Genomic DNA, 26,952 nt, shown 5'->3' with positions numbered 1-26,952 from the left:
CTTGCCGGCCGGGAGGGCGAAGGAAAGGCGCTGTCCCTTCCATTACATACATATGGCGCACAAGGGGCTTGCGGCAAGACCTGGCTCCTCCCGTACAACCGCGCCCTGGCCAACGGAAACGGGAGTAGCAAAAATGCCGGTATCGATGCCGACTGACGGACCGCGACGGGATCATGCTGTGCTGATCGCCGGAGGAGGGCCGACAGGGTTGATGTTGGCGGGGGAACTCGCACTGGCAAATGTCGACGTGGCCATTGTCGAGCGGCGGCCCAACCAGGAACTCATCGGTTCGCGCGCGGGAGGCCTGCATGCCCGCACCATCGAGGTGCTCGACCAGCGCGGGATCGCCGACCGGTTTGTCTCCCAGGGACACCCGTCGCAGTCGGTGGGCTTCAACATGGTGAAGCTGGACATCGGCGACTTTCCCAGCCGGCACAATTATGTGCTGGGGCTGCGGCAGAACCACATCGAGCGCATCCTGGCCGACTGGGTCAGCGAACTGAGGGTGCCGATCTATCGCGAGCGGGACGTCACCGGTTTCGCGCAGGACGATGGCGGCGTCGACGTCGAGCTGTCCGATGGCCGGCGCCTGAGGGCGCATTATCTCGTCGGTTGCGACGGTGGACGCAGCACGATCCGCAAGACCGCGGGCATCGCGTTCGACGGATGGGATCCGACGATGAGCTGGATGATCGCCGAGGTCGAGATGACGCAGGAACCGGCATGGGGCTTTCGCAGCGATGCCTATGGAGTTCACGCGATGGGCAAGATGGAGGACGGCGGCCGGGTGGGTATCGTGCTGACCGAGAGGCAACTGACCCTTGGCGGCGAACCGACCCTGCGCGATCTCAGCGAGGCGCTTGTCGCTGTCTACGGCACCGACTACGGGGTCCACAGTCCGACCTGGATTTCCCGGTTCACCGATATGACGCGCCAGGCTGCCGCTTACCGCGACAGACATGTGCTGCTGGCCGGCGACGCCGCGCATATCCATCCGCCGATGGGCGGACAGGGCCTCAATATCGGCGTGCAGGACGCGGTGAACCTGGGATGGAAGCTGGCCCAGGTGGTCAAGGCGACGTCCCCTGCAACCCTGCTCGACAGCTACCATGCCGAACGCCATCCGGTTGCCGCGCGCGTGCTGCGCAACGCGATGGCGCAGGTCGCGCTGCGTCGCATCGATGCGCGGACCAAGGCTCTGGGCGATACCGTTGCCGAACTGCTCGCCATGGACGAACCGCGCAAACGGATCGCCGGGGAGATGTCCGGGCTGGGCGTCCACTACGACCTCGGGGAGGGGCACGCGCTGCTTGGGCGGCGAATACCCGACCTCGATCTGCTCACCGCCAACGGGCCGTTGCGGCTGTTCCGTCTGCTGCACGACGCGCGGCCGGTACTCCTTAACCTGGGCGAGCCAGGCAGATTGGAGATCGCGCCCCGGGCCGATCATCTCCGGCGGATCGACGCCAAGTATGCTGGGGCCTGGGAGCTTCCGGTCATTGGGGCGGTCGCCGCCCCAACCGCAGTATTAATTCGGCCCGACGGATATGTAGCCTGGGTGGGAGACAAGACTGATCTTGGGCTGGCCGAAGCGTTGGCCGTCTGGTTCGGCCCGCCTTGGGCGGCTTCGCACAGCCTCGGGTAAGCTGTTGATACATATGGCGTCGTCCTTCGCGGCGGCGCCACCTCCTGACAAGCGATTGACAGGAGGTTTTATCTATGTAGAAATTGGTTGGACCATTGGACCACTTGGAGGAAGCGTGGACCAGAACAGCCTGCCACCCATTCAGACGACGGCGCGCGATGACGCCGTGCTGAAGGCATTGGTGGGCTTTGTCAGCGCCGAGGCTTTGCGGCCCGGTGAGAGACTGCCGACCGAGCGTATCCTGGCCGAGCGGCTCAAGGTCAGCCGCAACACGGTGCGCGAGGCGCTGACGCGGTGGGAAGGACTGGGTCTGGTCGAACGCCGGCAAGGCAGCGGCACCTATCTCAAGGCGGCCGTCTCGCCCGACATGCTGCATCTGCCGCTGACGCTGGCGGGCGGCAATGATTTCACCAGCCTGATGCAGACGCTGGAAATCCGCCGCGCACTGGAGGCGGAGGCGGCGGCACTCTGCGCCGAGCGGGCCAGCCCGGCCGACATGACCGAGATCGAGCGCAAGCTCGACATCATGGAGCAGGCGTTCCGCACGCGCGACGGCATGTCGTCGGAAGAAGACTGGGAGTTCCACCAGGCGATCTACCGGGTCTCCGGCAATCCACTGTTCGAACAGATCATCGCTGCCATGCACGAGTTGTTTCACCGCTTCTGGGAGCATCCGCTCGGCGTGCGCGACTTCGGCCACGCCAGCTTTCCCTATCACCGCACCATCTACGAGCGCATCGCCGCGCGCGACCCGCAAGGCGCCCGCGCAGAGGCGCTGAAGCTGATCGCCACCGTCGAGGACGATTTGAAGCGCGGTGCGGCCAAACTCAAATTCTTGGGCCAGACATGAACGAGCATCCGACCGGTTTCGACCACGATTATCTTGCCGAGGCGGCGACGCTTCTGGCGCATGACGAACCATTCCCCGGTGGCGCCGTCGTGCCGCCGATCTACCAGACCTCGCTGTTCACCTTCGCCAGTTACGCCGAAATGGCAGATACGTTTGCCGGCAAACGAAAGCAGCCGATCTATTCGCGCGGCGACAATCCCACGGTCATGGAGTTCGAGGCGCGCGTCGCCGCACTCGAGGGTGCCGAGGCCGCGCGCGGCTTCTCCAGCGGCATGGCGGCGATCAGCGCCACGTTGCTTGCCTTCGTCGGCGCGGGCGAGCGTATCGTCGCGGTGCGCAATTGTTATGGCGATGCCTACCGGCTGTTCGAACGGCTTTTGCCGCGGCTCAACATCAAGGTCGATTATGTCGACGGCTCGGATCCGGATGCGGTGGCGGCGGCCTTACCCGGCGCCAAGCTGCTTTATCTGGAGAGCCCGACCTCGATGGTGTTCGAGTTGCAGGACTTGCCGCATCTGACCCGGATGGCGAAAGAGCAGGGCATCATCACCACCATCGACAATTCCTGGGCGACGCCGGTGTTCCAGAAGCCGTTCACGCATGGCGTCGACCTGGTGCTGCACTCGGCCTCGAAATATCTCGGCGGCCACAGCGACACCGTTGCCGGCGTGGTGGCGGGCTCGGCCGCGCACATCAAGCACATCAACGAGCAGACCTATTCCTATCTCGGCGGCAAGCTGTCGCCGTTCGAGGCGTGGCTCTTGCTGCGCGGTCTGCGCACTTTGCCGCTGCGCCTGCCGCACCACATGAAAAGCGGGCTCACCATCGCCGAGCGGCTGAAGGCGCATGGCAATGTCGAGCGCGTCAACCACCCCGTCTATTCGAACCATCCGGGCAAGGCGACGCTTGCCGGCTATGGCGGGCTGTTCTCGTTCGAGGTGACGGACGATATTGACATTCCCGTCTTCGTCGATGCGCTGAAGTTTTTCCGCATCGGCGTCAGCTGGGGCGGGCATGAGAGCCTGGTCGTGCCGGCCAAGGCGTCGCTCGAACAGACGCCGGGACTGAATTCGATGGCGCGCTTCGGCGTCAGCCCCCGAACCATCCGCTTCAATGTCGGATTGGAAAGTGTCGAGGATCTCTGGGCGGATGTCGCCCAGGCCTTCGAAAAAGCCAGAAAATAACAAGCGGGTTCAAAATGGGAGTCTTGAACATGAAAAAACTGACCGTCATGCTTGCCACCGTCGCGGGGCTGGCAATTTCCGCCGGAGGAGCGCTCGCCGATTCGACGCTGAAAATGGTCGAGGTCATCACCAGTCCGCCGCGCACCGAGTTCCTGAAAAAGCAGATCGCCGAATTCGAGGCGGCCAATCCCGGCGTCAAGGTCGAGCTCGTCTCGCTGCCCTGGGGCCAAGCCTTCGAAAAGTTCCTGACCATGGTGCAGGCCGGCGATACGCCCGATGTGGTGGAGATGCCGGAGCGTTGGATGGGGCTTTACGCCAACAACGCCCAGCTCGAGGATCTCGGCCCCTATATGGCCAAATGGGACGACGCCAAGACGCTCGGCGACCGCGCCAAGCAGTTCGGCTCGACAGTGAACAACACCCAGTTCATGATCCCCTACGGCTACTATGTGAACGCGTTGTTCTGGAACAAGAAGCTGTTCAAGGAGGCCGGCCTCGACGGTCCGCCAGCGACGCTGGACGAATTCATCGCCGACTCCAAGAAGATCTCGGCCATTCCAGGTAAGTACGGCTATTGCCTGCGCGGCGGCCCGGGTGCCTTCAACGGCATGCACATGTTCATGAACATCGCGCAGGGCAAGGGCGGATATTTCAACGAGGACGGCACCTCGACCATCAATGAAGAGGGCTCGGTCAAGGGCCTGCAGATGCTGGCCGACATGTACAAGGACGGTCTGGCGCCGAAGGATGCGGTGAGCTGGGGCTTCAACGAGACCGTCACCGGTTTCTATTCCGGCACCTGCGCCATGCTCAACCAGGATCCCGACGCGCTGCTCGGCATCGCCGACAAGATGAGCGCCGACGATTTCGCCGTGGCGCCATTGCCGGTCGGGCCAAGCGGCAAATCCTATCCGACGCTGGGCTATGCCGGTTGGGCGATGTTTGCCAATTCGCAGCACAAGGATGACGCCTGGAAGCTGATGGCGACGCTGCTGTCGCCGAAGGACAATCTGGAATGGGCCAAGGAAGTCGGCGTCGTGCCGATCCACAACGGCGCCGACCAGGATCCCCATTTCAAGACCGAGCAGTTCAAGGGCTGGTTCACCGAGCTTAGCGACAGCAGCAAGTATGAAATGGTGACGCCGCCGACGCATCTGGAAAATCTCGGCAATTTCGTCGACCAGGTCGCCATCAAGAATTTTCAGGAAGTGCTGCTCGGCCAGAAGACGGCCAAGGACGTTGCCGACCAGTGGGCTGCCTTCCTGACCAAGGAACAGCAGGACTGGCTGGCGAAGAACAAGAAGTAAGCGCAGGCTTTTCCCTTCTCCCCGTTCACGGGGAGAAGGTGTCACGAAGTGACGGATGAGGGCAGCGCTGAGTTCTCAGAAGCTGGCGCTGCCCCTCATCTGCCTGCCCGTCCTCCGCAGCAGCTGCGCTGCAGCTACGGAGGGTGAACCGGCATCTTCTCCCCGTGTAGTGACTGGGAGAAGGACGCTGCCCCCCCCAACGCCGCTCCAGGGAGCCGTTTCACAGCCAATGACCTACGCCGTGTCCGAAATACGATCTGTCGGCAAGCCGCGACGTAAGTGGCTCACGCATGCCGCCATCGAGCCCTGGCTTTACCTTAGCCCGGCGATCATCCTGCTGGTCGTGGTGCTGCTGGTGCCGCTGGTCATCGGCATCAGCTATTCCTTCCGCAAGTTTTCCGCTTTCAAATCCGAATATGTCGGGCTTGGTCAATATCAGGCGATGCTGTCGGATCAGGTGCTGGGCCAGGCGCTGGTCAACACGCTGTGGTGGACGGTTGCCAGCCTGTTCTTCCAGTTCTTCCTCGGCCTTGGCCTGGCGCTGTTGCTCGACAAGCCTTTCCCAGGCCGCAAGGCGGTGCAGGCGCTCGTCTTCCTGCCCTGGGCGGTGCCGTCCTTCCTGTCGGGGCTGACATGGGCCTGGCTGTTCAATCCGATCATCGGTCCGCTGCCGCACTGGCTGTTCGCGCTCGGCCTGAAGGCCGAGCCGACCAATGTGCTTTCCGATCCGGCCACCGCCATGTGGGGGCCGATCCTCGCCAATGTCTGGTTCGGCATTCCGTTCTTCGCCATCACGCTGCTGGCGGCGCTGAAGTCGATTCCTTCCGAACTGCATGAGGCGGCAGCCATCGACGGCGCTTCGCCGTGGCAACGCTTCACCAAGGTCACGCTGCCGTTCCTGGCGCCGACCATCGCCATCACCGTCATGCTGCGCACGATCTGGATCGCCACCTTCGCAGACCTGATCTTCGTCATGACAGAGGGCGGGCCTGCCGGCTCGACCAACACCGTGCCGGTCTACATCTATGTCAGCGCCTTCAAGTCGCTGGACAAGGGCTATGCCTCGGCGGTCGCCGTGCTGCTGCTGGTCCTGCTCATCGCCTACGCGATCGTTCTCATCGGCATTCGTCGCACCCTTGTGAGGCATGTCTGATGATTGCTGGACGTTCAGCCTCGCAACGGTTTTTCGGCGGCGTCGGTCTCTACGCGGCGATCGCGGCCTACGTGGTCTTCGCGCTGTTCCCGATCTATTGGACGCTGAAGATCTCGGTCACCCCGGAGCGGCTGCTCTATTCCGAGGGCATCACCTTCTGGCCGTCGCAGATGACGCTGCGGAACTTCACCACGGTGCTCGAGGCGACCGATTTTCCGCGTTATTTCCTCAACAGCGTCATCGTCTCGGTGTCGACGGCGGCCCTGGTGACGGTCATCGCGACGCTCGCCGGCTACGCCATGTCGCGCTTCACCTTTCGCGGCAAGGCGGCGCTGGCGCTGATGCTGCTTTTGACCCAGACCTTTCCCCTGGTGATGGTCATTCCGCCGATCTACCGCGTGATGGGCGAGATCGGCCTGATTAACAGCCTGACCGGGCTGATCATCATCTACACCGCCTTCAACACCGCCTTCGCCACCTTCCTGATGCAGTCCTTCTTCGACGGCATACCGAAGGATCTGGAAGAGGCGGCGATGATCGACGGCTGCACCCGCGCCCAGGCAATGCGCAAGGTGATCGTGCCGCTGACGCTGCCCGGGATGGGCGCGACGCTCGGTTTCGTCTTCACCGCCGCCTGGAGCGAGCTTCTGTTCGCGCTGATGCTGATTTCCAGCGACGACAAGAAGACCTTCGCCGTCGGCCTGCTGACCTTCATCGGCAAGTTCGCCGTCGACTGGGGGCAGATGATGGCCGCGTCGATCCTGGCGCTGATTCCGGTCTGCATCTTCTTCGCCTTCCTGCAACGCTATCTCGTCACCGGCCTGACCGCCGGCGCTGTCAAAGGATAGATCGATGGCCTCTGTCACGCTCGAAAAGGTCCGCAAGGATTACGGCGCCGTCCGCGTCCTGCACGCGGTCGATCTCGAGATCGCCGACGGCGAGTTCGTCGTCCTGGTCGGCCCGTCCGGCTGCGGCAAGTCCACGCTTTTGCGCATGATCGCCGGCCTGGAGGAAGCCTCCGGCGGCGAGATCCGCATCGGCGAGCGGCTGGTCAACGACGTGGCGCCCAAGGACCGCGACATCGCCATGGTGTTCCAGTCCTATGCGCTCTATCCGCATATGGACGTGTCGAAGAACATGGGCTTCAGCCTGATGCTGCGAAAAGCCGAGAAGCCGGCGATCGATGCGCGTGTCGATGGCGCGGCCAAGCGGCTGGGGCTCGATACGTTCCTGCAACGCCTGCCCAGGCAATTGTCCGGCGGGCAGCGCCAGCGCGTCGCCATGGGTCGTGCCATCGTACGCGATCCCAAGGTTTTTCTCTTCGACGAGCCGCTGTCCAACCTCGATGCCAAGCTGCGCGTCCATATGCGCGCCGAGATCAAGGCGCTGCACCAGCAGTTGAAGACCACTTCGGTCTACGTCACCCACGACCAGATCGAGGCGATGACCATGGCCGACCGCATCGTCGTCATGCATGACGGGCTTATCCAGCAGGTCGGCGCCCCGCTCGATCTCTACGACCGGCCGGCCAACATGTTCGTCGCCGGCTTCATTGGCTCGCCGGGCATGAATTTCCTGCCGGCAAGGGTGGCGAAGGGCGGCAAGGTGGACGCCGTGCTGTCCGATGGCCAGAAGCTTCGGCTGCCGGACGGCCTGCCGCTCAGGGATGGTGAGGTCATCACCGTCGGCCTGCGCCCGGAGCATATCAGGCTGGCGGACGACGGTGCGCTGCAAGGCGAGGTCGGGGTAGTGGAGCCGCTCGGCCTGTCGACCCAGTTCTATGTCAAGCTGGCCGGCCAGCAGCTCTGCGTCTTTGCCATGGGCCGTGCCGGCGTGAAGCCCGGCGACATGGTGCGGCTGGCGGCCGATCCGGCATCGCTGCATTTGTTCCACGAGAAGAGCGGCGACCGCATCGGATAGCTGTTCACGGCCAAGCACCGGATAAGCAGGTGGACCGTGGCCTGAGTCGCTGCTTCGCTACTCGTTGCTGAGTGTTGTTATGAACCTTTGGCTCTTTGCGGCTTATTTTTTCCGTGCCCTTTCGCTTGCCGCCATCATCCGAGCCAGTCGGTCTTGCACGGCCGGCGGTTCATTGAAAACGTAAAGTCCGCTAAGGGCGGTGTAGAGCGCAACATCAAAAGGCAAGTAGGCCTCGAGGCGATCAAGCAACCAGTCGCTCATCATATCTTCAAAGGGACCGACGCCTAGTTGAGCCACGGCCTTAGCATGCTCTGGTAGGCGGGCTTTCGCTAGAATGGCCATCACACGTTTGAGCTTGATCTCGCGCGGCTCGTCATGCGTGGACCAATGCCATTCCGAAGGATCGGCAAGATAGCTTTCAATGTAGGTTTGCGTATCCAACGGCACATTGCCCTGCGCATCCCTCCTGAAGTCAGCAGGCACCCAAGAGAGATCTTCGCTGAGATCAAGGCGAGTAAAACGGCTCATAGGATGACAACACCACAAAAGTCGGGAATTGCGACATCACAAAAAATCGGTAACTGCGACGATCGGCAGCCGCCACCGTGGAGAGCTGTAAGCGAAAAACGCCGCCCGATGGGCGGCGTTTCGGCATTCCAAAAGGGAAAAAACCCAGACTACTTGATCTTGGTTTCCTTGAATTCGACATGCTTCTTGGCGACCGGGTCGTACTTGCGGAACGACAGCTTGTCGGTCTTGGTACGGCTGTTCTTGCTGGTGACGTAGAAGAAACCGGTGTCGGCGGTCGACAGAAGCTTGATCTTGATGTTTGCGGCTTTGGCCATGATCTCAGTCCGTTATGTTCGTGGGGTTTTGGCCGCTGGAGCACGGGAAAAACACCCGGACGCGGGAAACTTGGCGCGACACATAAAGAACGTGCCTGGAAAGTCAAGCCCGGCGGACCCGATGTGGCCCGCCCAAGCCGCCCGGAATGGATAAATCAGACGGTTTCCGGCTCCGGTGCCGCGACCTTCTTCCAGTCTCCGGTCGTGTTCCACCAGCGATTCGGATTGGCCCGGTCGTCCAGCCCCTTGGAGCGGCTGGCAAGGATCGGCTGGATGCGGATCACCGGCTCCTGATAGGAATGGGCCTGGAAAATAGCCTCGACGACGCGGGCCGCCAGCTCTTGGTCGTCGGGCAATTCGAAGGAAACCTCGACTGTGCCAGGACGGCGGCGCAATTCGCTTTCGGCGCCCGCCGCGGCCCCCTCAAGCGGCCTGTAGCGCTCGATGCCGTGCGCCGACTGATAGGCATTGCGGTCATACTTGCCCATGGCAAGCGGTGCGATCGCCACAACCGCGTCCATGATGCGGTCGACGTCGGCGGCCGGAGCCTGGAAGCTGACGAGCAGCAGGAGCATCATTCGCAGCGAAGTGGTTTCAAAGCCGCTGTCGATCATCGGAGTGTCCTCGGTTCAGGGTGTTTTAGGACACCCTTTTAACCGGTGGCTGCTGACACGGTTCTGTCAGCAGCCTGCCGCTGCGCAGCGTCGATAACGACTGGGTGGCTCTACAGCAGGATCTTGCGAACGAGCCTGAAGCAGACCAGGGCGATGTAGGCGGCGAAGAACAGGCCGAGCGACCAGCCAAAGCCGGAGGGGCCGAAACTGTCCATGCCGATACCGATCGCCTGCGGGCCGAGTACCATGCCGACGCCGTAGCACAGCACGAAAGCGGCGTTGGCCGACGCCAGTTCGTGGCCGGAGAGCTGCGAGCCGAGATGGGCGAGGCCGATCGTGTACATGGCGGCAACGACACCGCCCCAGACAAACAGGAGCGCGGCCATCAAGTGCCAATTGGCGGCAAAGAAGGGCATGAATATCGTGCCGACGAGCCCGACCGTGGCGCAGGCGAGCAAGAGATAACGCCGGTCGGAGACGCGGTCACTGATCATGCCGATCGGGATCTGCAACAGGACGTTGCCAAGGCCGATCATGGTCAGCAGCAGCGCCGCGTCGGCCTCGGAATAGCCGATGCGGTTGCCATAGACCGGGAACAGCGCGAAGCCGCCGGTCTCGACCGCGCCGAACACAAGCACGGCGAAAGTCGCGGTCGGCACCAGCCAGATGTAGCGCAGGAAGTGGCTGGTCTCGCTCTCAGCCACGATGGTGGGGCTTTCGTTGCGGGCGGCCAGCACCGGTATGGCGGCGAGCGTCACCAGGGCGATGATGACGCCGAACGGCCTGAAGCCGGAACTGCCAAGATGGGCGAACAGCCACGGTCCCGCGGCAAAGCCGAGCGACAGGACGGTGGCGTAGATGCCAAGCACAAGGCCGCGACGCTGCGGCGGCGCCGACGTGCTGATCCAGAACTCCGACAGGATGAACAGCACCGTCAGCGCGATGTGCAGCACGATGCGCAGCGGAAACCACATCCAGAAATCGGGCGCGAAATGGAAACCGACGAAAGCCAGCGCGCCGGTGGCGATCATGGCGATCATCGTCCAGGCGACGCCAAACCGCATGGCAAGCGGCGTGGCGAGCGGCGCCCCGGCGATCGAGGCCAGGCCGGCAACGGCCGTGTTGAGCCCGATCATCGAGGCCGAATGGCCGCGTGTTTCCAGGATAACGCTGAGCAAGGGCATGCCGAGGCCAATGGCGATGCCGACGACGCTGATCGACGAGATCGCCGCTACCATCGGCAGCCAGTGTACGCGTTCGTCGCCCTGTGGTTGGGTATCGACCGTCATGAGATGCTGAATACTCTGTCTTTTTGAGATTGCGCAATTCCTGTGGGAAACCGCATCACACTTTTCGTGGAATTGCTCTAGAGAAGTTCGCGGGTGAAGCGGTTGCGGACAAGCCGGTAGAAGGGGACGGGACCGCCCGGTCGCAGCAGCGGATCATCGGCGAGCCGCTTTTCCAGCTCGTCCAGGATCATTCGGGTGATGTCGGGTATGTCAGCCTGCCTGGCCTTGGCGAGCGGCAGCCAGACCAGTTCCTCCAGTTCATTGGTCGGGCCGCCATCGGGCAATTCGATGGCGACATCGTCACGCCAGGCGCTGAAGAAGCGGGTGTCGAAGCGGCGTACCCGGTTCGGCGGCGTGATGGCGCGCGCGATGAAGCGCAGCGCTTCCAGCGATGGCGCCACGCCATGGTCGACGAAACCCTGCCAGTCGCGCTTGGTCGTGGCGAAGGCACCCTTGCGGCCGATCAGCAGGCCGGCTTCCTCGTAGGTCTCGCGGACGGCCGACAAAGCGATGGCGCGGGCGCGGGCATGGCCGGTGCGGCCGGGGCCGGCCGTCAGCTTGGCTTCTTCGTGCGGGTCAAGTGCGGTCGCTGTCGAGATGCGACTGTCCGCTGGGTCGGTTCGGCCGCCCGGGAAGACGAATTTCCCTGGCATAAAGGCGTGCGCGGCGTGGCGGCGTCCCATCAGCACCAGGACGTCGTCGCCCTTGCGGTCGAGCAGGATCAAGGTCGCCGCGTCACGCGGACGCAAGGGCCGGCCGCCATGGGCGGCAAGGCCCTTGTCGAGCTTGTCGACGTCCGCCTTGGTCATTCCGTTCATACGCTCGACCTAGCGGAAACTTCTTGCATGCGAAAGTGGCCTTAGCGATTGGCGTGTTGCGCCAGTGGCGCGTCACGTGCCGGCATGCGGCTCGACCTCGTCCTTTTCACCACCAAACCCGTGCATATAGAACGCCCATTGCAATCCGATGACGGCGCCTTTGACCGGTTGCAGCAGCGCCACCGAGAGCAGGATGGTCAACGGCACCCAGATGAGGATGTGCTGCCAGCTGGACAAGGTCGACGTCGCCTCGACGCCCATGAAGGCACCGAGAACGATATGGCCGACAATGACGATGACCAGATAGGCAGGCAAATCGTCGGCGCGATGGTGATGGATCTCCTCGCCGCAGACGCTGCAGGTTTCGACGGTCTTGGTGAAGCCACGGAACAGCTTGCCTTCGCCGCAATTGGGGCAGCGGCCCAGCAGGCCGCGCTTCATTGCCGTCCACAGAGGGCGTGCAACCCGGCCCGAATGATGTTCGCCGCCAAAAACCTGTTGTTCCATCACCGTCTCCTGCCGCGCGACCCCGATCGCGATTGCGACGCGCGGGCGCGGCCCTTAGCCTTGTGAAACGACCTGCTGGAGCCTGGCAGGGGCTTCGGGTCGGTCAACATCTCGAAACGCATCGCGCCGGCCATCGGCGCCACCTCGACAAGCCGGACCTCGACGCGGTCCGCGAGCTGATACCCCTTGCCTGAACGTTCTCCGAACAGGGAGCGGGCCGTCTCGTCGTATATATAGTAATCGCCGCCCAGAGTTGACACCGGTATGAAGCCATCGGCGCCATATTGCGGCAATTGGACAAAAAGTCCTGATTTGGTGACGCCGGAGATGCGGGCGTCGAAGCGGTCGTCGATGCGCTCGGCGAGGTAGGCCGAGATCAGCCTGTCGACCGTGTCGCGCTCGGCGGCCATGGCGCGGCGTTCCGTGCCGGAGATCAGCACCGCAACGTCTTCGAGGCGGGCCTCCTCGTCTTGCGTCAATCCGCCCGGACCGAGGCCGAGCGCGGCGATCAGCCCGCGGTGCACGATCAGGTCGGCGTAGCGGCGGATCGGCGAGGTGAAATGCGCGTAACGCCTGAGGTTGAGGCCGAAATGGCCGATGTTCTTGGGTGAATATTCGGCCTGGCTCTGTGAGCGCAGCACCACTTCGTTGACCAGCGCCTCATTGTCGGCGCCGCGCACGCGCTCCAGAATGCCGTTGAACTGGCTGGGCCGCATCTGGGCGCCGCGCGCCAAGGACAGGCTGAGCGTCTGCAGGAATTCACGCAGTGATTCCTGCTTGGCCAGCGACGGCGCGTCGTGAATACGGTAGACCAGCGCCTGCTTCTTGCCCTCCAGCGTTTCGGCGGCGGCGACATTGGCCTGGATCATGAACTCTTCGATCAATTTATGCGCGTCGAGCCGCTCCGGCACGATGACGCGGTCGACCGTGCCATCATCTTTCAGCAGGATCTTGCGCTCCGGCAGGTCGAGTTCGAGCGGCTGGCGGCCGTCGCGACCGCGCTTGAGGATCGCATAGGCGTCCCAGAGCGGCCTCAGCACCGTCTCCAGGATCGGACCGGTCTTGTCGTCGGGAACACCGTCGATCGCTGCCTGAGCCTGCGGGTAGGCGAGCTTGGCCGCCGACTTCATCATGACGCGGTGGAAGGAATGCCGGATCTTGCGGCCGTCGGCGGAGAAGGTCATGCGCACGGCGAGCGCTGGACGGTCCTGGCCCTCGCGCAGCGAGCAGAGATCGTTGGAGATGCGCTCGGGCAGCATAGGCACGACGCGATCGGGGAAATAGACCGAATTGCCGCGCTTCAGTGCCTCGCGGTCGAGCGCCGTGCCGTAGCGGACATAGGCGGCGACATCGGCGATGGCGACGGTGGCGATGACGCCGCCGGGATTCTTCTCGTCGAGGTCAGGGGTGGCGAAGACCGCGTCGTCATGGTCCTTGGCATCGGCCGGGTCGATGGTGACCAACGGCAGGTCGCGCCAATCCTCGCGATGATCGAGCGTCGCCGGCTTCACGGCTTCGGATTCGGCTATGACATCGGCCGGGAAGATGTGCGGAATGTCGTGCGCGTGGATGGCGATCATCGAGACCGCCTTTTCGCTGGTCAGCGAACCCAGCACGTTGAGCACCTTGGCGCGCGGCAACCCATAGCGGGAAGCGCGCGCGGGCTCGACCTCGACAAGGTCGCCGTTTTTGGCGCCGTTCTGGAATTCCTTGTCGACGATCAGCTCGGGCTGGCGCCGCTCCACCGGCTCGATGCGGAAGCTGCCGTCCTGAAGCACGCGGAAGACTCCGAGCACTGCGTCCGTGCGCTTCTCGAAAATCTTCATCACCCGGCCGGTATAGGCAGGCCCTGACGGATCGTCGGTCGGGAAGGTCTTGGCCAGCACGCGGTCGCCGATGCCCGGCGCAGGGCCGTTGCCGCCGCGCGAGACGCGGATCGAGACGACCGGCGGCTCGCCGCCGCCTGTCGATTCGGTCGGGTGTGCCAGCAAGATGCCATCGCCGTCGCGGCCAAAGATGTCGAGCACGGCGACATGGGGCAGGGCGCCGACGCGGGCCAGCCGCTTGCGTTCCCGGGTCAGGACGCCTTCGTCCTGCAGGTCGCGCAGGAGATCCTTCAACCAGATGCGGTCGTCGCCACGCAGCGCGAACGCCTTGGCGATCTCGCGTTTGCCGGCGCGATCGGGGTTTTCGCCGATGTAGCGCAGGATTTCGTCACGCGAGGGCCGATAGTCGTCCTTGACCTTGGCCCTGGTGTCGGCGGTGCGCGGATCGCCGTGGCTTCGTCCGGAGATCCTGCGCGCCACGCCGTCCTACCCTTTTTTCTTCGCAGCCGGTTTTTTGGCCGCCGTTTTCCTGGCTGCGGGTGCCTTGGCCGCCGCTGCCTTGCGGAACGGCTTCTTGCCGCCACCGCCCTTGGCTTCCTTCTCGGCAATCAGCGCCAGCGCATCCTCGATCGTCACCGATTGCGGATCCTTGCCCTTGGGCAGCGTGGCGTTGACCTTGCCGTAGTTCACGTAAGGGCCGTATTTGCCGTCGCGCACGACGATCTTGCCGCCGCCACCGGGATGGTCCCCAAGCTCCTTCAGGGCAGCCGGCGTGCCGCCATTGCGTCCACCCTTGCCCTTGGACTGCTTCTCGGCAATCACCGTGACGGCACGGTTGAGACCGATCGAGAACACGTCCTCGATGCTGTCGACATTGGCGTAGGTGCCATCATGCAGCACGAACGGGCCGTAGCGGCCGAGACCCGCCGAGATCATCTTGCCGCTTTCGGGGTGTTTTCCGACGTCGCGCGGCAGCGACAACAATGCCAGCGCCTTCTCATGGTCGATCGACTCAGGCGTCCAGCCTTTCGGCAGGCTGGAGCGCTTGGCTTCCTTGCCGTCGCCGCGCTGGATGTAGGGACCGAAGCGGCCCGAGCGCAGCGTGATTTCCTCGGCAGTGTAAGGATCCTTGCCCAGCAGCCTGGTGCCTTCCTCGCCGCCGCCATTCTCGCCATTGGGGTTGGCGGCGTCGCCGAGCTGGCGGGTGAAGGAGCATTCGGGATAGTTGGAGCAGCCGACGAAGGCGCCGAACTTGCCGAGCTTGAGCGACAGATTGCCGGTGCCGCATTTCGGGCAGATGCGCGGATTGGAGCCGTCCTCGCGGGCGGGGAAAACCAACGGCGCCAGCTCCTCGTTCAGCGCATCGAGCACGTCGGTGACGCGCAATTCCTTGATGTCCGCGACGGCGCCGGAGAAATCCTTCCAGAAGTCGCGCAGCACGTCTTTCCAGGCGAGCTTGCCGTCGGAAATCTCGTCGAGCTTTTCCTCCAGCGATGCGGTGAAATCATATTCCACATAGCGCTCGAAGAAGCTTTCCAGGAAGGCCGACAGCAGGCGGCCCTTGGCTTGCGGCACCAGCCGGCGCTTGTCGATCGTGACGTAGTCGCGGTCTTCGAGCGTCTTCAGGATCGCGGTGTAGGTCGAGGGACGGCCGATGCCGAGCTCTTCCAGCTTCTTGATCAGCGACGCCTCGGAGTAGCGCGGCGGCGGCTCGGTGGTGTGCTGGGTGGCGTTGATCGCCCGGCGGGCGAGCTGCTCGCCGGCGCGGATTTCCGGCAGGCGGCGATTCTCCTCGTCTTCGGCGTCGTCGTCCTTCTGGTCGGTGTAGGCGGCGATGAAGCCGTCGAAGCGAACGACCGAACCGACAGCGCGCAATTCGGCGGTACGGGCGCCGTTCACCGCCTCGATCTCGACAGTCGTGCGCTCGATTTCGGCCGACTGCATCTGGCTGGCGATGGCGCGCTTCCAGACCAGTTCATAGAGCCGCATCTGGTCGGTATCGAGATATTGCCGGACCGACGCCGGGGTGCGCATGAAATCCGTCGGCCGGATCGCCTCGTGCGCCTCCTGGGCGTTCTTGGCCTTGGTGGTGTATTGGCGGGGCTGATCCGGCAGATATTTCGGGCCGAATTCCTTGGCGATGGCATCTCGTGCGGCCGAGATCGCCTCAGGCGCCATCTGCACGCCGTCGGTTCGCATATAGGTGATCAAGCCGGTGGTCTCGCCGCCGATCTCCATGCCTTCATAGAGCCGTTGCGCGACCTGCATGGTGCGGGTGGCCGAGAAGCCGAGGCCCGACGAAGCGGCCTGCTGCAACGTCGAGGTGGTGAAGGGCGGCCCGGGATTGCGCCTGGTCGGCTTGGCTTCCACCGACAGCGCCTTGAAGGCGGCGCCCTCGAGCATCGCCTTGATGTCATCGGCCTGCGCCTTGTTGGCAATGTCGAGTTTTTGCAGCTTCTTGCGCTCGAACGCGGTCAGCCGCGCCTCGAAAGTCTCGTTGCGCGGCGTGCCGAGGATTGCCGCGATGTTCCAGTATTCCTCGCGGATGAAGCGCTCGATCTCGGATTCGCGGTCGCAGACCAGGCGCAGCGCCACCGACTGGACGCGGCCGGCCGAGCGGGCGCCCGGCAATTTGCGCCACAGCACCGGCGACAGGGTGAAGCCGACGAGATAGTCCAGCGCCCGGCGGGCGAGATAGGCATCGACGAGAGGCGCATCGATCTGGCGCGGATTGGCCATCGCTTCCAGCACCGACGACTTGGTGATGGCGTTGAAGACGACGCGGCTGACAGGCTTGTCCTTCAGCGCGCGCTTCTGCTTCAGCACCTCCAGCACATGCCAGGAGATAGCCTCGCCTTCGCGATCCGGGTCGGTGGCGAGGATCAGGCCGTCGGCATCCTTGACCGCGTTGGCAATGTCGGTAAGGCGCTTGCCCGAAGCGGTGTCGACCGCCCAGGACATGGCGAAATCCTCCTCCGGGCGCACCGAGCCATCCTTGGCCGGCAAATCGCGGACGTGACCGAACGAGGCCAGAACCTTGTAGTTCCTGCCCAGGTATTTGTTGATTGTCTTCGCCTTGGCCGGCGATTCGACGACGACGACGTCCATGTGGTCTCATATCAGCTGTGATGCGGCAGAAGAATTCCGCTGCGCGCGACGAAATCTCGGTTCTGTTCGTCGCTCACATGGCCGCGCTTTTGCATCCGGTCAAGGGCAAGCGGCCAAAATGCGGGGATGCCGGCAGCAATACACTCTTAGAGTGTATGGAGAAGACCACATATTTTCGGATGGGCAGGCGCCGGCCTCGGAAGATCGGGAGAGGCTCAATTTGTTGCCAGTCCAGTCGGCATGAATGTGCCAGGTCGAGTCCGCTACGACCAGGCCGCCGGACTTGGAGGGATGCCCGACGGCCAGTGGAAGTCCTGTTTGGCGGAACTCCCGACGGAAAAATCAGTCAGCCTTGACGATATGCCAGACCTCGCCGACGCCATCGCCGTTCACATCGCCGGCCTTCTTGTCCTTGATGAAGGTATAGACCGGCTTGCCGTCATAGGCCCACATCTTGGTGCCGTCGGTACGGTCGACAACGCTCCATTCGTCATCCGCCTTGGCGCCGGCCTCGGCCTCGGCCTTCAGCGGCGGCCAGTTGGCGGCGCATTTGTCGTAACAATTGGTCTTGCCCTTCTCGTCCTTGTCATAGGTGTAGAGCGTCATGCCCATGGCATCGGTGTAGATCTTTGTGCCGTTGACCTCGGCTTCCTTCCAGGCGTCGGCGGCAAAGGACGCGGCGGTGCTGAGCAGCAGTGCGGCCAGCCCTGTGGCTATCGTTTTCATGGAAATCTCCTTGATGTCTGAAGACGCGCGGAAAATCGCGGCCTCCTTGTGTCAACGCTCCGCTGACGTGCTTTCTTCCCGAGCCGCGATGACATGGCCCCGACGACTTGGCTGCGATGATATGGCCGCGATGACTTGCCACATGATGGTGATTGGCGGACAAACCCGCGTGCCGCTATATCGTCGCCAGAACAGTCGGAGGTTTGGAATGGCATTGGACATCGGCTATGTCAGCGCGGTCGGGGCGGGGGCCATCTCGTTCCTGTCGCCATGCGTGCTGCCGCTGGTGCCGCCCTATCTCTGTTACATGGCCGGCGTGTCGGTCGACGATTTTCGCGGCAATGCGGGAACAACCGCCAAGGAGGGCGCGCGCGGCGCGCTGCTCTACTCCTCGATCGCCTTTGTGCTCGGGTTTTCCACGGTGTTCGTGGCACTTGGCGCAGGTGCCTCGACCATAGGCCGGCTGCTGCGCGTCTGGCAGGAGCCGCTGGCGATGGGCGCCGGCGTGCTGATCATCCTGATGGGCCTGAATTTCCTCGGCATCCTGCGTATTCCGCTTCTGTCGCGGGAGGCGCGCTTCCAGTCGCAGGGAAAGCCCGCAAGCGCGGTCGCCGCCTATGTCATGGGCCTGGCTTTCGCCTTCGGCTGGACCCCCTGCATCGGCCCGGTGCTCGGCCCGATCCTGACGCTGGCCGGTGGTCGCGAGACGGTGGGCGAGGGCGCGTTGCTGCTTGCCGCCTATTCGCTTGGCCTTGGCATCCCGTTCCTGATCGCGGCACTGTTTTCCGGCGCCTTCATGCGCTTCCTCGGCAAGTTCCGCGTCCATCTTGGCCGCGTCGAGAAGGCGATCGGCGCCCTGCTGGTGGTTGCCGGCGTGTTCTTCCTCACCGGCGGCGTGCAGACGGTGTCGTATTGGTTGCTGGAGAATTTCCCGGTGCTGGGAAGGCTGGGCTGATCCCAGGGTGCTCGGTCCGGAAGGGCTCTCGCAGTCTCCACCACAAAATAATTTGACAGGAATCAGGATCAGGTGCACCTTCGTCCCGCCTCTGGATAGAGGCTGAAATGAAGCCTGAGATGGTTTCGGTTATTGTGCTGTTGAAAAATGGCAAAATTGGTCAGTGATACTGACACGGTTTGCGCATAGCTTTGCGCTCGTCGAACCGAAGCCAGTCTCTTCACAATTGAAGGACTGGAAATGAATAATCCAAAGTTGATCATTCGCTTCGCTCTTGTTGCTGAGCAGCCAAACCCGCGTGACGAGGAGCGCTTAAGCGGCGTCTCAAGCGAGAATTCGATTGCCGGGATCAAGCGCTACACCGGCTTTGTTCGTGGTCGCGACCTATATGCTCTCTTTGATCATGTGTCGCTGGAGGCGAATCCCCGAGCGGCGAAAACCGGCAATGTTACCGCCGCGATTCTCGAATCGCTGGAGAACACGCCCGAGCTCTTCCCTTTTAAGTCGAAGGGGATCTTGATCGGTACTTCCGGCTACGAAGCACTCCAGCGGAATCGCTTCGAATTGAACTTCGAGAACCCCGAATCGGAAGGTATCCTCGACGGCGGTCACAACATGCTGGCAATTGGCATTCATATGTTGAGCTTCGTCGCCGATGAGCGGGAACTCGTGCGCGTCACGCTTTGGGAAGACATGAAGGAGCTTTGGGAAGTGCATCGCGAGGAACTGGAAGTCGTGAAAGAGCGCTTCGAATTCCTCGTGCCGGTTGAGCTTCTCGTTCCGTCCGATCCCGACGACGTTCGTGCGGTTCAGCAGTTTGAGATGTCGGTTCTCGACATATGCGCTGCGCGAAATAACAATGCGCAGCTTACGCAAGAAACGAAGTCCAACAAGCTCGGCTTCTACACTGAGATACGCGAGCGGCTTGACGAAGCCATCGCTTCGCGGGTCGAGTGGAAGAGCAACGAGTGGGAGAGCAGCGAAGCTCGCCCTATCAAGGTGCGAGACCTGCTCGCACTCGCGTGGATCCCGCTGAATCGAGCGAACGAGGCGAAACTCCTTCCTCTCGATATCAGCGTCACCCCGCAGAACATCTACCGCAATAAGGGCGAGTGCTCGAAGCAGTTCGACAAGTTGATGATGAACCCCAGCGTTTCTGAGCCGCGTGATGGGCCCACGCACGAACTGACGAATGAGACCGTAGCGAGTTGTTTCGATATCCTTGCCGATCTGCCGAAACTGTACGACAAAATCTATGAGGACTTTCCCGAGGCGTACAACTCGAACAACTACCGCTTCGGATCGAACACCATCGTCAAGCTGTACGATCCATCACGCCGCGAATCGGCGAAGGATAAGACGGCTTACGTTGCGACCCAGCCGACCACTCACTACCTCAATCGACCGGTGAACTACAGGTATCCTGATGGCCTGATCATGCCGCTGGTCTACGGACTCAAGGGTCTTATGGAGGTTGACAGCGACCGAGTGGTTTGGGCAACCGACCCGGTCAAGTTTCTCGATCAGTATTTGGGGGACATCGCGGGTGCCTACCGCCTCGTGCTCGACATGGCGCGGTTTGATCCGCAGAAGCTTGCTAAGAACCAGGCGAGCCATGAGTTCGCCGTAGGCGAGTTCGAGAAGGCGCTGATCAAGCATCGCTCGAAGAAGGTAGCGTAACCTTTGGGGTGGCCGAAGATGGCGAGAGCGATCTTCGGCCACCTCGTGAATTTCTCGTGCAGGCTGAAAGGACGGCAGCTTCCTCAGCGGCAGGCTTGAACCAAAGGCCGGCTGATTAAGAGTCAGTTGCTATGCCGGAATTTAACCGCATTGGTGCAGCATGGCGCCACTGCTATCCTGTCTTGATTCCCAACCCTTTCATACGGTTGCCATCCCATGAGCAAGAGATCCTGCCTGTCCGTCATTCTCGCCGCCGGCGAAGGCACGCGCATGAAGAGCGCGCTGCCGAAGGTGCTGCATCAGATCGCCGGTCTGCCGATGGTTGCCCATGTGGTGAAGGCCGCCGAGGCAGCGGGGGCGAGCAGCCAGGCGTTGGTGATCGGCCATGGCGCGGATGAGATGCGCAAGGCGGCGGCGAAGTTCGCGCCGAAGGCCGAGACCTTCGTGCAGGAGAAGCGCTTGGGCACCGCGCATGCCGTTCTCGCTGCTCGCGGAGCGATATCAAACGGTTATGACGATGTGCTGGTGATGTTCGGCGATACGCCGCTGATCGACGCGGACGCGCTCACGGAGGCGCGGCTGAAATTGGCCGAAGGTGCCGCTGTCGTGGTCATCGGCTTCCGTCCGCCCAGCCCCGTTGGTTATGGCCGGTTGATCGAAAAGGGCGGCAAGCTGATTGCCATCCGCGAAGAGAAGGATTGTTCCGAGGCGGAGAAAAAGATCGGCTTCTGCAATGCGGGTATGATGGCGGTGGCAGGCGTGCACGCGCTGAAGCTGCTCGACGCGGTCGGTAACAAGAACGCCAAGGGCGAGTATTATCTGACCGACATCGTCGAGATTGCCGGCGCGCAGGGCCTCGATGTCGTTGCCACCGAAGCCAGCTTTGAAAGCGCGCTCGGCATCAACAACCGGGCCGAACTGGCACAAGCCGAGGGCATCTGGCAGGCACGTCGCCGACAAGAGGCAATGCTGTCGGGCGTGACCCTGATTGCGCCGGAAACCGTCTATTTCTCGCACGATACCGAGATCGGCGCGGACACATTGGTAGAGCCGAATGTCTGGTTCGGGCCTGGCGTCAAGATTGCGTCGGGCGCTAAAATCCATGCTTTCAGCCACATCGAGGGCGCCACGATCGCCTCCAATTGCGATGTCGGTCCCTTTGCGCGGCTGCGGCCGGGTGCCGATCTCCGCAACAAGGCCAAGGTCGGCAATTTCTGCGAGGTCAAGCAGGCCGTCATCGAGGAGGGCGCCAAGGTCAATCATCTGACCTATATCGGCGACGCGCGTGTCGGGGCGGGCGCCAATATCGGCGCCGGCACCATCACCTGCAATTATGACGGCTATTCGAAGTTCTTCACCGACATCGGCGAGGGCGCCTTCGTCGGCTCGAACTCATCGCTGGTGGCCCCGGTTACCATCGGCAAGGGCGGCTATATCGCTTCGGGAAGCGTGATCACCGAAAGCGTGCCCGACGACGCGCTGGCCTTCGGCCGCGCCCGCCAGAAGACGATCCCCGGCAAGGCCAAGGAATTGCGCGAGCGCTTTGCTTCCGCCGCGGCGGCGAAGAAAAGCAAAACCTAGCCTCGAAAAACCGAACGACTGCGGTAACCGGATTGCAAGAGCGGCCTGTCATGGTGCATGCGTGCGCAAGCGTCCGTTACAGCGGACGAAATGCAATTTGACTTTCACGGCGGGCCGGCCATCCCTAAATAGCGCTGGTTTTCCATGGGCAATCGGGGGCTGTCCGGATGTGCGGTATCGTTGGAATCGTCGGCCACTCGCAGGTTGCGCCGCTCATCGTCGATGCGCTGAAGCGGTTGGAATATCGCGGTTATGACTCGGCCGGCGTCGCCACCATCGAAAAGGGGGAGCTTGGCCGCCGCCGTGCCGAAGGCAAGCTGGTCAACCTCGAACGCCGGCTCAAGGATGAGCCGCTCGAGGGCACGATCGGCATCGGCCATACGCGCTGGGCGACCCATGGCGTTCCCAACGAGACCAATGCGCACCCGCATTTTTCCGACGGCGTCGCCATCGTCCACAACGGCATCATCGAGAACTTCGCCGAACTGCGCGATGAGCTGATCCGCGACGGCTATTCCTTCTCCTCGCAGACCGACACCGAGGTCGTGGCGCATCTGGTGGCGCGGGAACTCGCCAGGGGGCTGAAGCCGGTCGAGGCCGCGCACAAGGCGCTGAAGCGGCTGGAAGGCGCCTTCGCGCTGGCCATCATGTTCAAGGGCGACGAAGACCTGATCGTCGGCGCCCGCAACGGCCCGCCGCTGGCTGTCGGCCATGGCGACGGCGAGATGTTTTTGGGCTCGGACGCCATCGCGCTCGCCCCGTTCACCAATTCGATCACCTATCTCGAGGACGGCGACTGGGCGGTGGTGCGCCGCGACAGCGTCGCCATCTTCGACATCGACGGCAAAAAGGTCGATCGCAAGCGCCAGCAATCGCTGTCGACCAGCTTCATGGTCGACAAGGGCAACCGCCGCCATTTCATGGAGAAGGAAATCCATGAGCAGCCGGAGGTGATCTCGCACACGCTGGCGCATTACGTCGATTTCGTCTCCGGCGTCTCCAAGCCGCTCGACCTGCCATTCGATTTCGCCAAAATCGGCCGGTTGGCGATTTCCGCCTGCGGCACCGCCTATCTCGCCGGCCTGATCGGCAAATACTGGTTCGAGCGCTATGCGCGGCTGCCGGTCGATATCGATGTCGCCTCGGAATTCCGCTACCGAGAGATGCCGCTGTCGGCCAATGATGCCGCCTTCTTCATCTCGCAGTCGGGTGAGACCGCCGACACGCTGGCCTCGCTGCGCTATTGCCGCAAGGCGGGCATGAAGATCGGCGCCGTCGTCAACGTTCGGGAATCGACCATGGCGCGCGAATCCGACGTCGTTCTGCCGACGCTGGCCGGACCGGAAATCGGCGTCGCCTCGACCAAGGCGTTTACTTGCCAGCTTTCGGTGCTGGCATCGCTTGCCGTGCGTGCCGGCGTGGCACGCGGCACGATTTCGCCTGAGGAAGAGAGGGCGCTGGTGCGCGCTTTGTCGGAAGCACCGCGCTACGCCAACCAGGTGCTCAAGCTCGAAGAGCAGATCGAACGGATCGCGCGCGAAATCTCGCGCTACAAGGATGTGCTCTATCTCGGCCGTGACACCAACTTCCCGCTGGCCATGGAAGGCGCGCTGAAGCTCAAGGAAATCTCCTACATCCACGCCGAAGGCTATGCTGCGGGCGAATTGAAGCACGGTCCGATCGCGCTGATCGACGAAAACATGCCTGTCATCGTGATTGCGCCGCATGACCGTATCTTCGAAAAGACCGTGTCGAACATGCAGGAAGTGGCGGCGCGCGGCGGCAAGATCATCCTGATTACCGACGCCAAGGGCGCGGCACAGGTGAGCGTGAAGACGATGGAGACGATCATCCTGCCCGACGTGCCGGAAATCATCTCGCCGATCATCTACGCCCTGCCGATCCAGATGCTGGCCTACTTCGCCGCCGTGTTCATGGGCACCGATGTCGACCAGCCGCGCAATCTGGCGAAATCGGTGACGGTGGAATAGCGCCCCTTTAAACGACCACCTTTAAAAACTTCGCAGTTCCAAACCGGCTTGGGCTTCACTAATGTTGCGGCGCAACCCGCGCCCGGTGAACCATGTCAGACGCTCCCAAGACCTCCGGCATGACCCGGCTGAGGAACTATTTCCTCACGGGCTTCATCGTCTGTGCGCCGCTGGCGATCACCGCCTATATCGCCTGGTCGTTCATCGGCTGGGTCGATTCCTGGGTCAAACCCTATATTCCGGCACGCTACAACCCCGACACCTATCTGCCGTTCCCGGTTCCCGGTTTCGGGCTGATCGTCGCGCTTATTCTGATTACCTTGATCGGTTTTCTCACCGCCAACATTGTCGGCCGCGCCATCGTCGGCTTTGGCGAGCGTCTGCTTGGCCGCATGCCGCTGGTGCGCGGCATCTATGGCTCGCTGAAGCAGATTTTCGAGACCGTGCTGTCGAACAAGGGTGACATGTTCCGCCAGGTCGGGCTGGTCGAATATCCACGCAAGGGTGTGTGGTCGCTGGTGTTTGTCGCCAGCGAAAAGGAAACCGAGATCAATCAGAAGCTCGACCAGGAAGGCGATCCGCTGATCGCGGTGTTCATGCCGTGCACACCCAACCCGACGACCGGTTTCCTGATGTATGTTCTGAAGTCGGATATCGTGCCGCTCGACATGACGATCGAGGACGGCGCCAAGCTGATCGTGTCGGCCGGGTTGGTGGCCCCCGAGGTGAAGACGAAATTGGTCACGCTGAACGGCGAGCCGATCAACGGAACCCTGGCCAATCCGCCGCTAGGGTCTCATCCGGCGCGCAAGAGCCGCACGGCCTCGTCGCGGCCGAACAAGTAGAGCAGGAGGCGCAGCGCTTCGCCGCGATCCGACTGCAGTTCGGGGTCACGCGACAGGATCAGCCTGGCGTCGTCTCGGGCAGCCTCGAGCAGATCGGCATGCGCCTCGATGCGCGCCACCTGGAAGCCCGGCGTGCCGGACTGGCGCGTACCCAGCAATTCCCCTTCGCCGCGCAGCTTCAGATCTTCCTCGGCGATCAGGAAGCCGTCTTCGGTCTCGCGCATCACCGATAGCCGGCGCTTTGCCGTTTCGCCAAGCGGGTCCTTGTAGAGCAGCACGCAGGACGAGGGTTTGTCGCCGCGCCCGACCCGGCCGCGCAACTGGTGCAATTGCGCAAGCCCAAATCGCTCGGCATGCTCGATGACCATGATCGTGGCGTCGGGCACGTCGACGCCGACCTCGATGACGGTGGTGGCGATCAGGATGCGGGTCTCGCCAGCCTTGAAGGCGCGCATCGCTTCGTCCTTCTCGGCGCCTTTCATGCGGCCGTGGACGAGACCGATACGCTCGCCGAACAACGGCTTCAGCGAGGCGAAGCGATCCTCGGCCGACATCAGTTTTATCTCTTCGGATTCCTCGACCAGCGGGCAAATCCAGTAGATTTTTTGGCCATCGGCGACGGCATCGAGCATGCGGCCGACCAGTTCGTCGAGCCGTTCCAGCGGCAGGGTGACGGTGCGGATCGGCTGGCGGCCGGCTGGTTTTTCCGTCAGCTTCGAGACGTCCATGTCGCCGAAGGCGGTCAGCACCAGCGTGCGCGGGATGGGGGTAGCGGTCATCACCAGCATGTCGGGCGCATCGCCCTTGGCGGTGATGGCAAGCCGCTGATGGACGCCGAAGCGATGCTGCTCGTCGATGACGGCCAGGACCAGATCGTGGAAGCTGACCGTGTCCTGAAACAGCGCATGGGTGCCGACGACGATGTCGATCTCGCCGCCGGCCAGGCCCGCCAGCGTCTCGGCTCGCTCGCGACCTTTTTCGCGGCCGGTCAGGATGGCGATGCGCAAGCCGACCTTGGCGGCAAGCGGGGTGATTGTCGCCAGATGCTGGCGCGCCAGGATTTCGGTCGGCGCCATCAGCGCCGCCTGGCCGCCGGCCTCCACCGCCCGTGCCATGGCCAGCAAGGCCACGACCGTCTTGCCGGAGCCGACATCGCCTTGCAGCAGCCGCAGCATGCGTTCTGGATCGGCAAGATCGGCGTTGATTTCGGCCAGCGCGAATTCCTGCGAGGGGGTAAGCGAATAGGGAAGGGCAGAACGCAGTTTCTCGACGATGCGGCCGTCGCCGACGAGAGGGCGGCCTGACAGGCGTCGCACCTTTGCGCGCACCAAGGCCAGAGAGACCTGGCCGGCGAGCAGTTCATCATAGGCGAGGCGACGCCAGGCAGCCCCTTCGACCGCGACATCGATCGGGTCGGCGGGGTAATGGATGCGGGTCAGCGCATCGCCGAAGGACGCAAAGCTCTGGCGGCGCATGAAGGCACCGTCCTGCCATTCCGGCAATTCCGGCAAGCGGCCGAGCGCCTGGCCGATCGCACGGCGCAAAACCTTGGCCGAAAGGCCTGCGGTCAGGGGATAGACCGGCTCGACCAGCGGCAGGCTCTCGGCTTCGCCGGCGAGGGCGATATGATCGGGGTGGACCATGGTCGGGCGGCCGTTGAACCATTCCATGCGGCCAGACACCACGACATGCTCGCCCACCGGCATTGCCTTTTCGAGATAGGCGGCGTGGGCATGGAAGAAGGTCAGGCCGATTTCGCCGGTGTCGTCATGGGCGTAGACCCGGTAGGGCACCGATTTGTTGCCGCGCGGCGGCGGCTGGTGGCGGTCTATGCGCAGCTCGAGCGTGACGATGGCGCCTTCGGCGGAACCCGCGATGCCGGGCCGGTTGCGGCGGTCGATGACGGTGTGCGGCAGCACGAATAGGAGGTCGCCCGCGCGCGCGGCACGGTCGCCGAGGTCGGCCGCCACGACCTTCTCGATCAGCGCGCCGACCTTCGGCCCGACGCCGGCAAGCGAGGTGATCGGGACGAACAGGGGGTCGAGGATGGAAGGACGCATGATGTCAGCTTATGTCGCGACGGCGGCAGCGCAAGGCTGACACCGCCC

At 63.0% G+C, this 26,952-nt stretch carries 22 protein-coding genes; 12 read left to right on the top strand and 10 right to left on the bottom strand.

Features of this window, described 5'->3' with window-relative positions:
• Positions 1–133 precede the first annotated feature (133 nt).
• The 7 genes from FJ948_RS01925 (at position 134) to ugpC (ending at position 8,059) form a co-directional block, all read left to right on the top strand.
• On the top strand, positions 134–1,645 hold the full coding sequence (locus FJ948_RS01925; protein ID WP_246677437.1) for an FAD-dependent monooxygenase: 1,512 nt from the start codon (positions 134–136) through the stop codon (positions 1,643–1,645).
• Between the two features lie 115 nt (positions 1,646–1,760).
• On the top strand, positions 1,761–2,495 hold the full coding sequence (locus FJ948_RS01920; RefSeq protein WP_140701522.1) for a FadR/GntR family transcriptional regulator: 735 nt from the start codon (positions 1,761–1,763) through the stop codon (positions 2,493–2,495).
• The gene (locus FJ948_RS01915; protein WP_140701521.1) at positions 2,492–3,679 is read left to right on the top strand and encodes a PLP-dependent transferase; all 1,188 of its coding nucleotides are present in this window, start codon (positions 2,492–2,494) and stop codon (positions 3,677–3,679) included. Before FJ948_RS01920 ends, FJ948_RS01915 begins: the two co-directional genes overlap by 4 nt.
• Positions 3,680–3,708: 29 nt before the next feature.
• The gene (locus FJ948_RS01910) at positions 3,709–4,986 is read left to right on the top strand and encodes a sugar ABC transporter substrate-binding protein (protein WP_140701520.1); all 1,278 of its coding nucleotides are present in this window, start codon (positions 3,709–3,711) and stop codon (positions 4,984–4,986) included.
• Positions 4,987–5,215: 229 nt separating this feature from the next.
• Complete coding sequence (locus FJ948_RS01905) at positions 5,216–6,139, top strand: sugar ABC transporter permease (protein WP_140701519.1); 924 nt, start codon at positions 5,216–5,218, stop codon at positions 6,137–6,139.
• Positions 6,139–6,987, top strand: a complete 849-nt coding sequence (locus FJ948_RS01900) for a carbohydrate ABC transporter permease (protein ID WP_140701518.1) — start codon at positions 6,139–6,141, stop codon at positions 6,985–6,987. Before FJ948_RS01905 ends, FJ948_RS01900 begins: the two co-directional genes overlap by 1 nt.
• Positions 6,988–6,991: 4 nt before the next feature.
• Positions 6,992–8,059 (top strand): sn-glycerol-3-phosphate ABC transporter ATP-binding protein UgpC, encoded by a 1,068-nt coding sequence (gene ugpC, locus FJ948_RS01895; protein WP_140701517.1) that lies wholly within the window; start codon positions 6,992–6,994, stop codon positions 8,057–8,059.
• A gap of 102 nt (positions 8,060–8,161) precedes the next feature.
• On the opposite strand, the gene FJ948_RS01890 is transcribed toward ugpC, so the two are convergent.
• From FJ948_RS01890 to FJ948_RS01850, 9 genes are all read right to left on the bottom strand, one after another.
• Positions 8,162–8,587, bottom strand: a complete 426-nt coding sequence (locus tag FJ948_RS01890) for a hypothetical protein (RefSeq protein ID WP_246677436.1) — start codon at positions 8,585–8,587, stop codon at positions 8,162–8,164.
• A gap of 149 nt (positions 8,588–8,736) precedes the next feature.
• The gene (gene rpmG, locus FJ948_RS01885; RefSeq protein ID WP_006201775.1) at positions 8,737–8,904 is read right to left on the bottom strand and encodes a 50S ribosomal protein L33; all 168 of its coding nucleotides are present in this window, start codon (positions 8,902–8,904) and stop codon (positions 8,737–8,739) included.
• A 155-nt stretch (positions 8,905–9,059) separates the two neighbouring features.
• Positions 9,060–9,518, bottom strand: a complete 459-nt coding sequence (locus FJ948_RS01880) for a hypothetical protein (protein ID WP_140701516.1) — start codon at positions 9,516–9,518, stop codon at positions 9,060–9,062.
• Positions 9,519–9,628: 110 nt separating this feature from the next.
• On the bottom strand, positions 9,629–10,807 hold the full coding sequence (locus FJ948_RS01875) for an MFS transporter (RefSeq protein ID WP_140701515.1): 1,179 nt from the start codon (positions 10,805–10,807) through the stop codon (positions 9,629–9,631).
• Positions 10,808–10,884: 77 nt separating this feature from the next.
• The gene (locus FJ948_RS01870) at positions 10,885–11,625 is read right to left on the bottom strand and encodes an NUDIX hydrolase (RefSeq protein ID WP_140701514.1); all 741 of its coding nucleotides are present in this window, start codon (positions 11,623–11,625) and stop codon (positions 10,885–10,887) included.
• 72 nt (positions 11,626–11,697) lie between these two features.
• On the bottom strand, positions 11,698–12,132 hold the full coding sequence (locus tag FJ948_RS01865) for a DUF983 domain-containing protein (protein ID WP_140701513.1): 435 nt from the start codon (positions 12,130–12,132) through the stop codon (positions 11,698–11,700).
• Entirely contained in the window at positions 12,132–14,438 is a 2,307-nt protein-coding gene (gene rnr / locus FJ948_RS01860; RefSeq protein ID WP_140701512.1) for a ribonuclease R, read from the bottom strand. The genes FJ948_RS01865 and rnr overlap by 1 nt, the downstream gene beginning before the upstream one ends.
• A 6-nt stretch (positions 14,439–14,444) precedes the next feature.
• Entirely contained in the window at positions 14,445–17,066 is a 2,622-nt protein-coding gene (gene topA / locus FJ948_RS01855; RefSeq protein ID WP_140701511.1) for a type I DNA topoisomerase, read from the bottom strand.
• A gap of 342 nt (positions 17,067–17,408) precedes the next feature.
• Positions 17,409–17,792, bottom strand: a complete 384-nt coding sequence (locus FJ948_RS01850) for a hypothetical protein (protein ID WP_140701510.1) — start codon at positions 17,790–17,792, stop codon at positions 17,409–17,411.
• Positions 17,793–18,000: 208 nt separating this feature from the next.
• Between FJ948_RS01850 and FJ948_RS01845 the strand changes: the two genes are divergently transcribed.
• The 5 genes from FJ948_RS01845 to FJ948_RS01825 all read left to right on the top strand — a co-directional run bounded on the left by FJ948_RS01845 (position 18,001) and on the right by FJ948_RS01825 (position 24,844).
• Positions 18,001–18,747 (top strand): cytochrome c biogenesis CcdA family protein, encoded by a 747-nt coding sequence (locus FJ948_RS01845; protein WP_140701509.1) that lies wholly within the window; start codon positions 18,001–18,003, stop codon positions 18,745–18,747.
• A gap of 240 nt (positions 18,748–18,987) precedes the next feature.
• Positions 18,988–20,427, top strand: a complete 1,440-nt coding sequence (locus FJ948_RS01840; RefSeq protein WP_140701508.1) for an AIPR family protein — start codon at positions 18,988–18,990, stop codon at positions 20,425–20,427.
• 216 nt (positions 20,428–20,643) lie between these two features.
• The gene (gene glmU, locus FJ948_RS01835; RefSeq protein ID WP_140701507.1) at positions 20,644–22,008 is read left to right on the top strand and encodes a bifunctional UDP-N-acetylglucosamine diphosphorylase/glucosamine-1-phosphate N-acetyltransferase GlmU; all 1,365 of its coding nucleotides are present in this window, start codon (positions 20,644–20,646) and stop codon (positions 22,006–22,008) included.
• Positions 22,009–22,175: 167 nt separating this feature from the next.
• A complete protein-coding gene (gene glmS, locus FJ948_RS01830) occupies positions 22,176–23,999 on the top strand; it encodes a glutamine--fructose-6-phosphate transaminase (isomerizing) (RefSeq protein WP_140701506.1) in 1,824 nt (607 codons plus the stop codon).
• A 92-nt stretch (positions 24,000–24,091) separates the two neighbouring features.
• Positions 24,092–24,844, top strand: a complete 753-nt coding sequence (locus tag FJ948_RS01825; RefSeq protein WP_140701505.1) for a DUF502 domain-containing protein — start codon at positions 24,092–24,094, stop codon at positions 24,842–24,844.
• Here the strand turns inward: FJ948_RS01825 and recG are convergent.
• On the bottom strand, positions 24,796–26,904 hold the full coding sequence (gene recG / locus FJ948_RS01820) for an ATP-dependent DNA helicase RecG (protein WP_140701504.1): 2,109 nt from the start codon (positions 26,902–26,904) through the stop codon (positions 24,796–24,798). The genes FJ948_RS01825 and recG overlap by 49 nt on opposite strands.
• Positions 26,905–26,952 lie beyond the last annotated feature (48 nt).

The sequence above is a fragment of the Mesorhizobium sp. B2-3-12 genome (genome assembly GCF_006442205.1).
Classification (GTDB): Bacteria; Pseudomonadota; Alphaproteobacteria; order Rhizobiales; family Rhizobiaceae; genus Mesorhizobium.
Note: the sequence above shows the minus strand (reverse complement) of the source record. Positions and strands in the feature narration are given on the sequence as shown.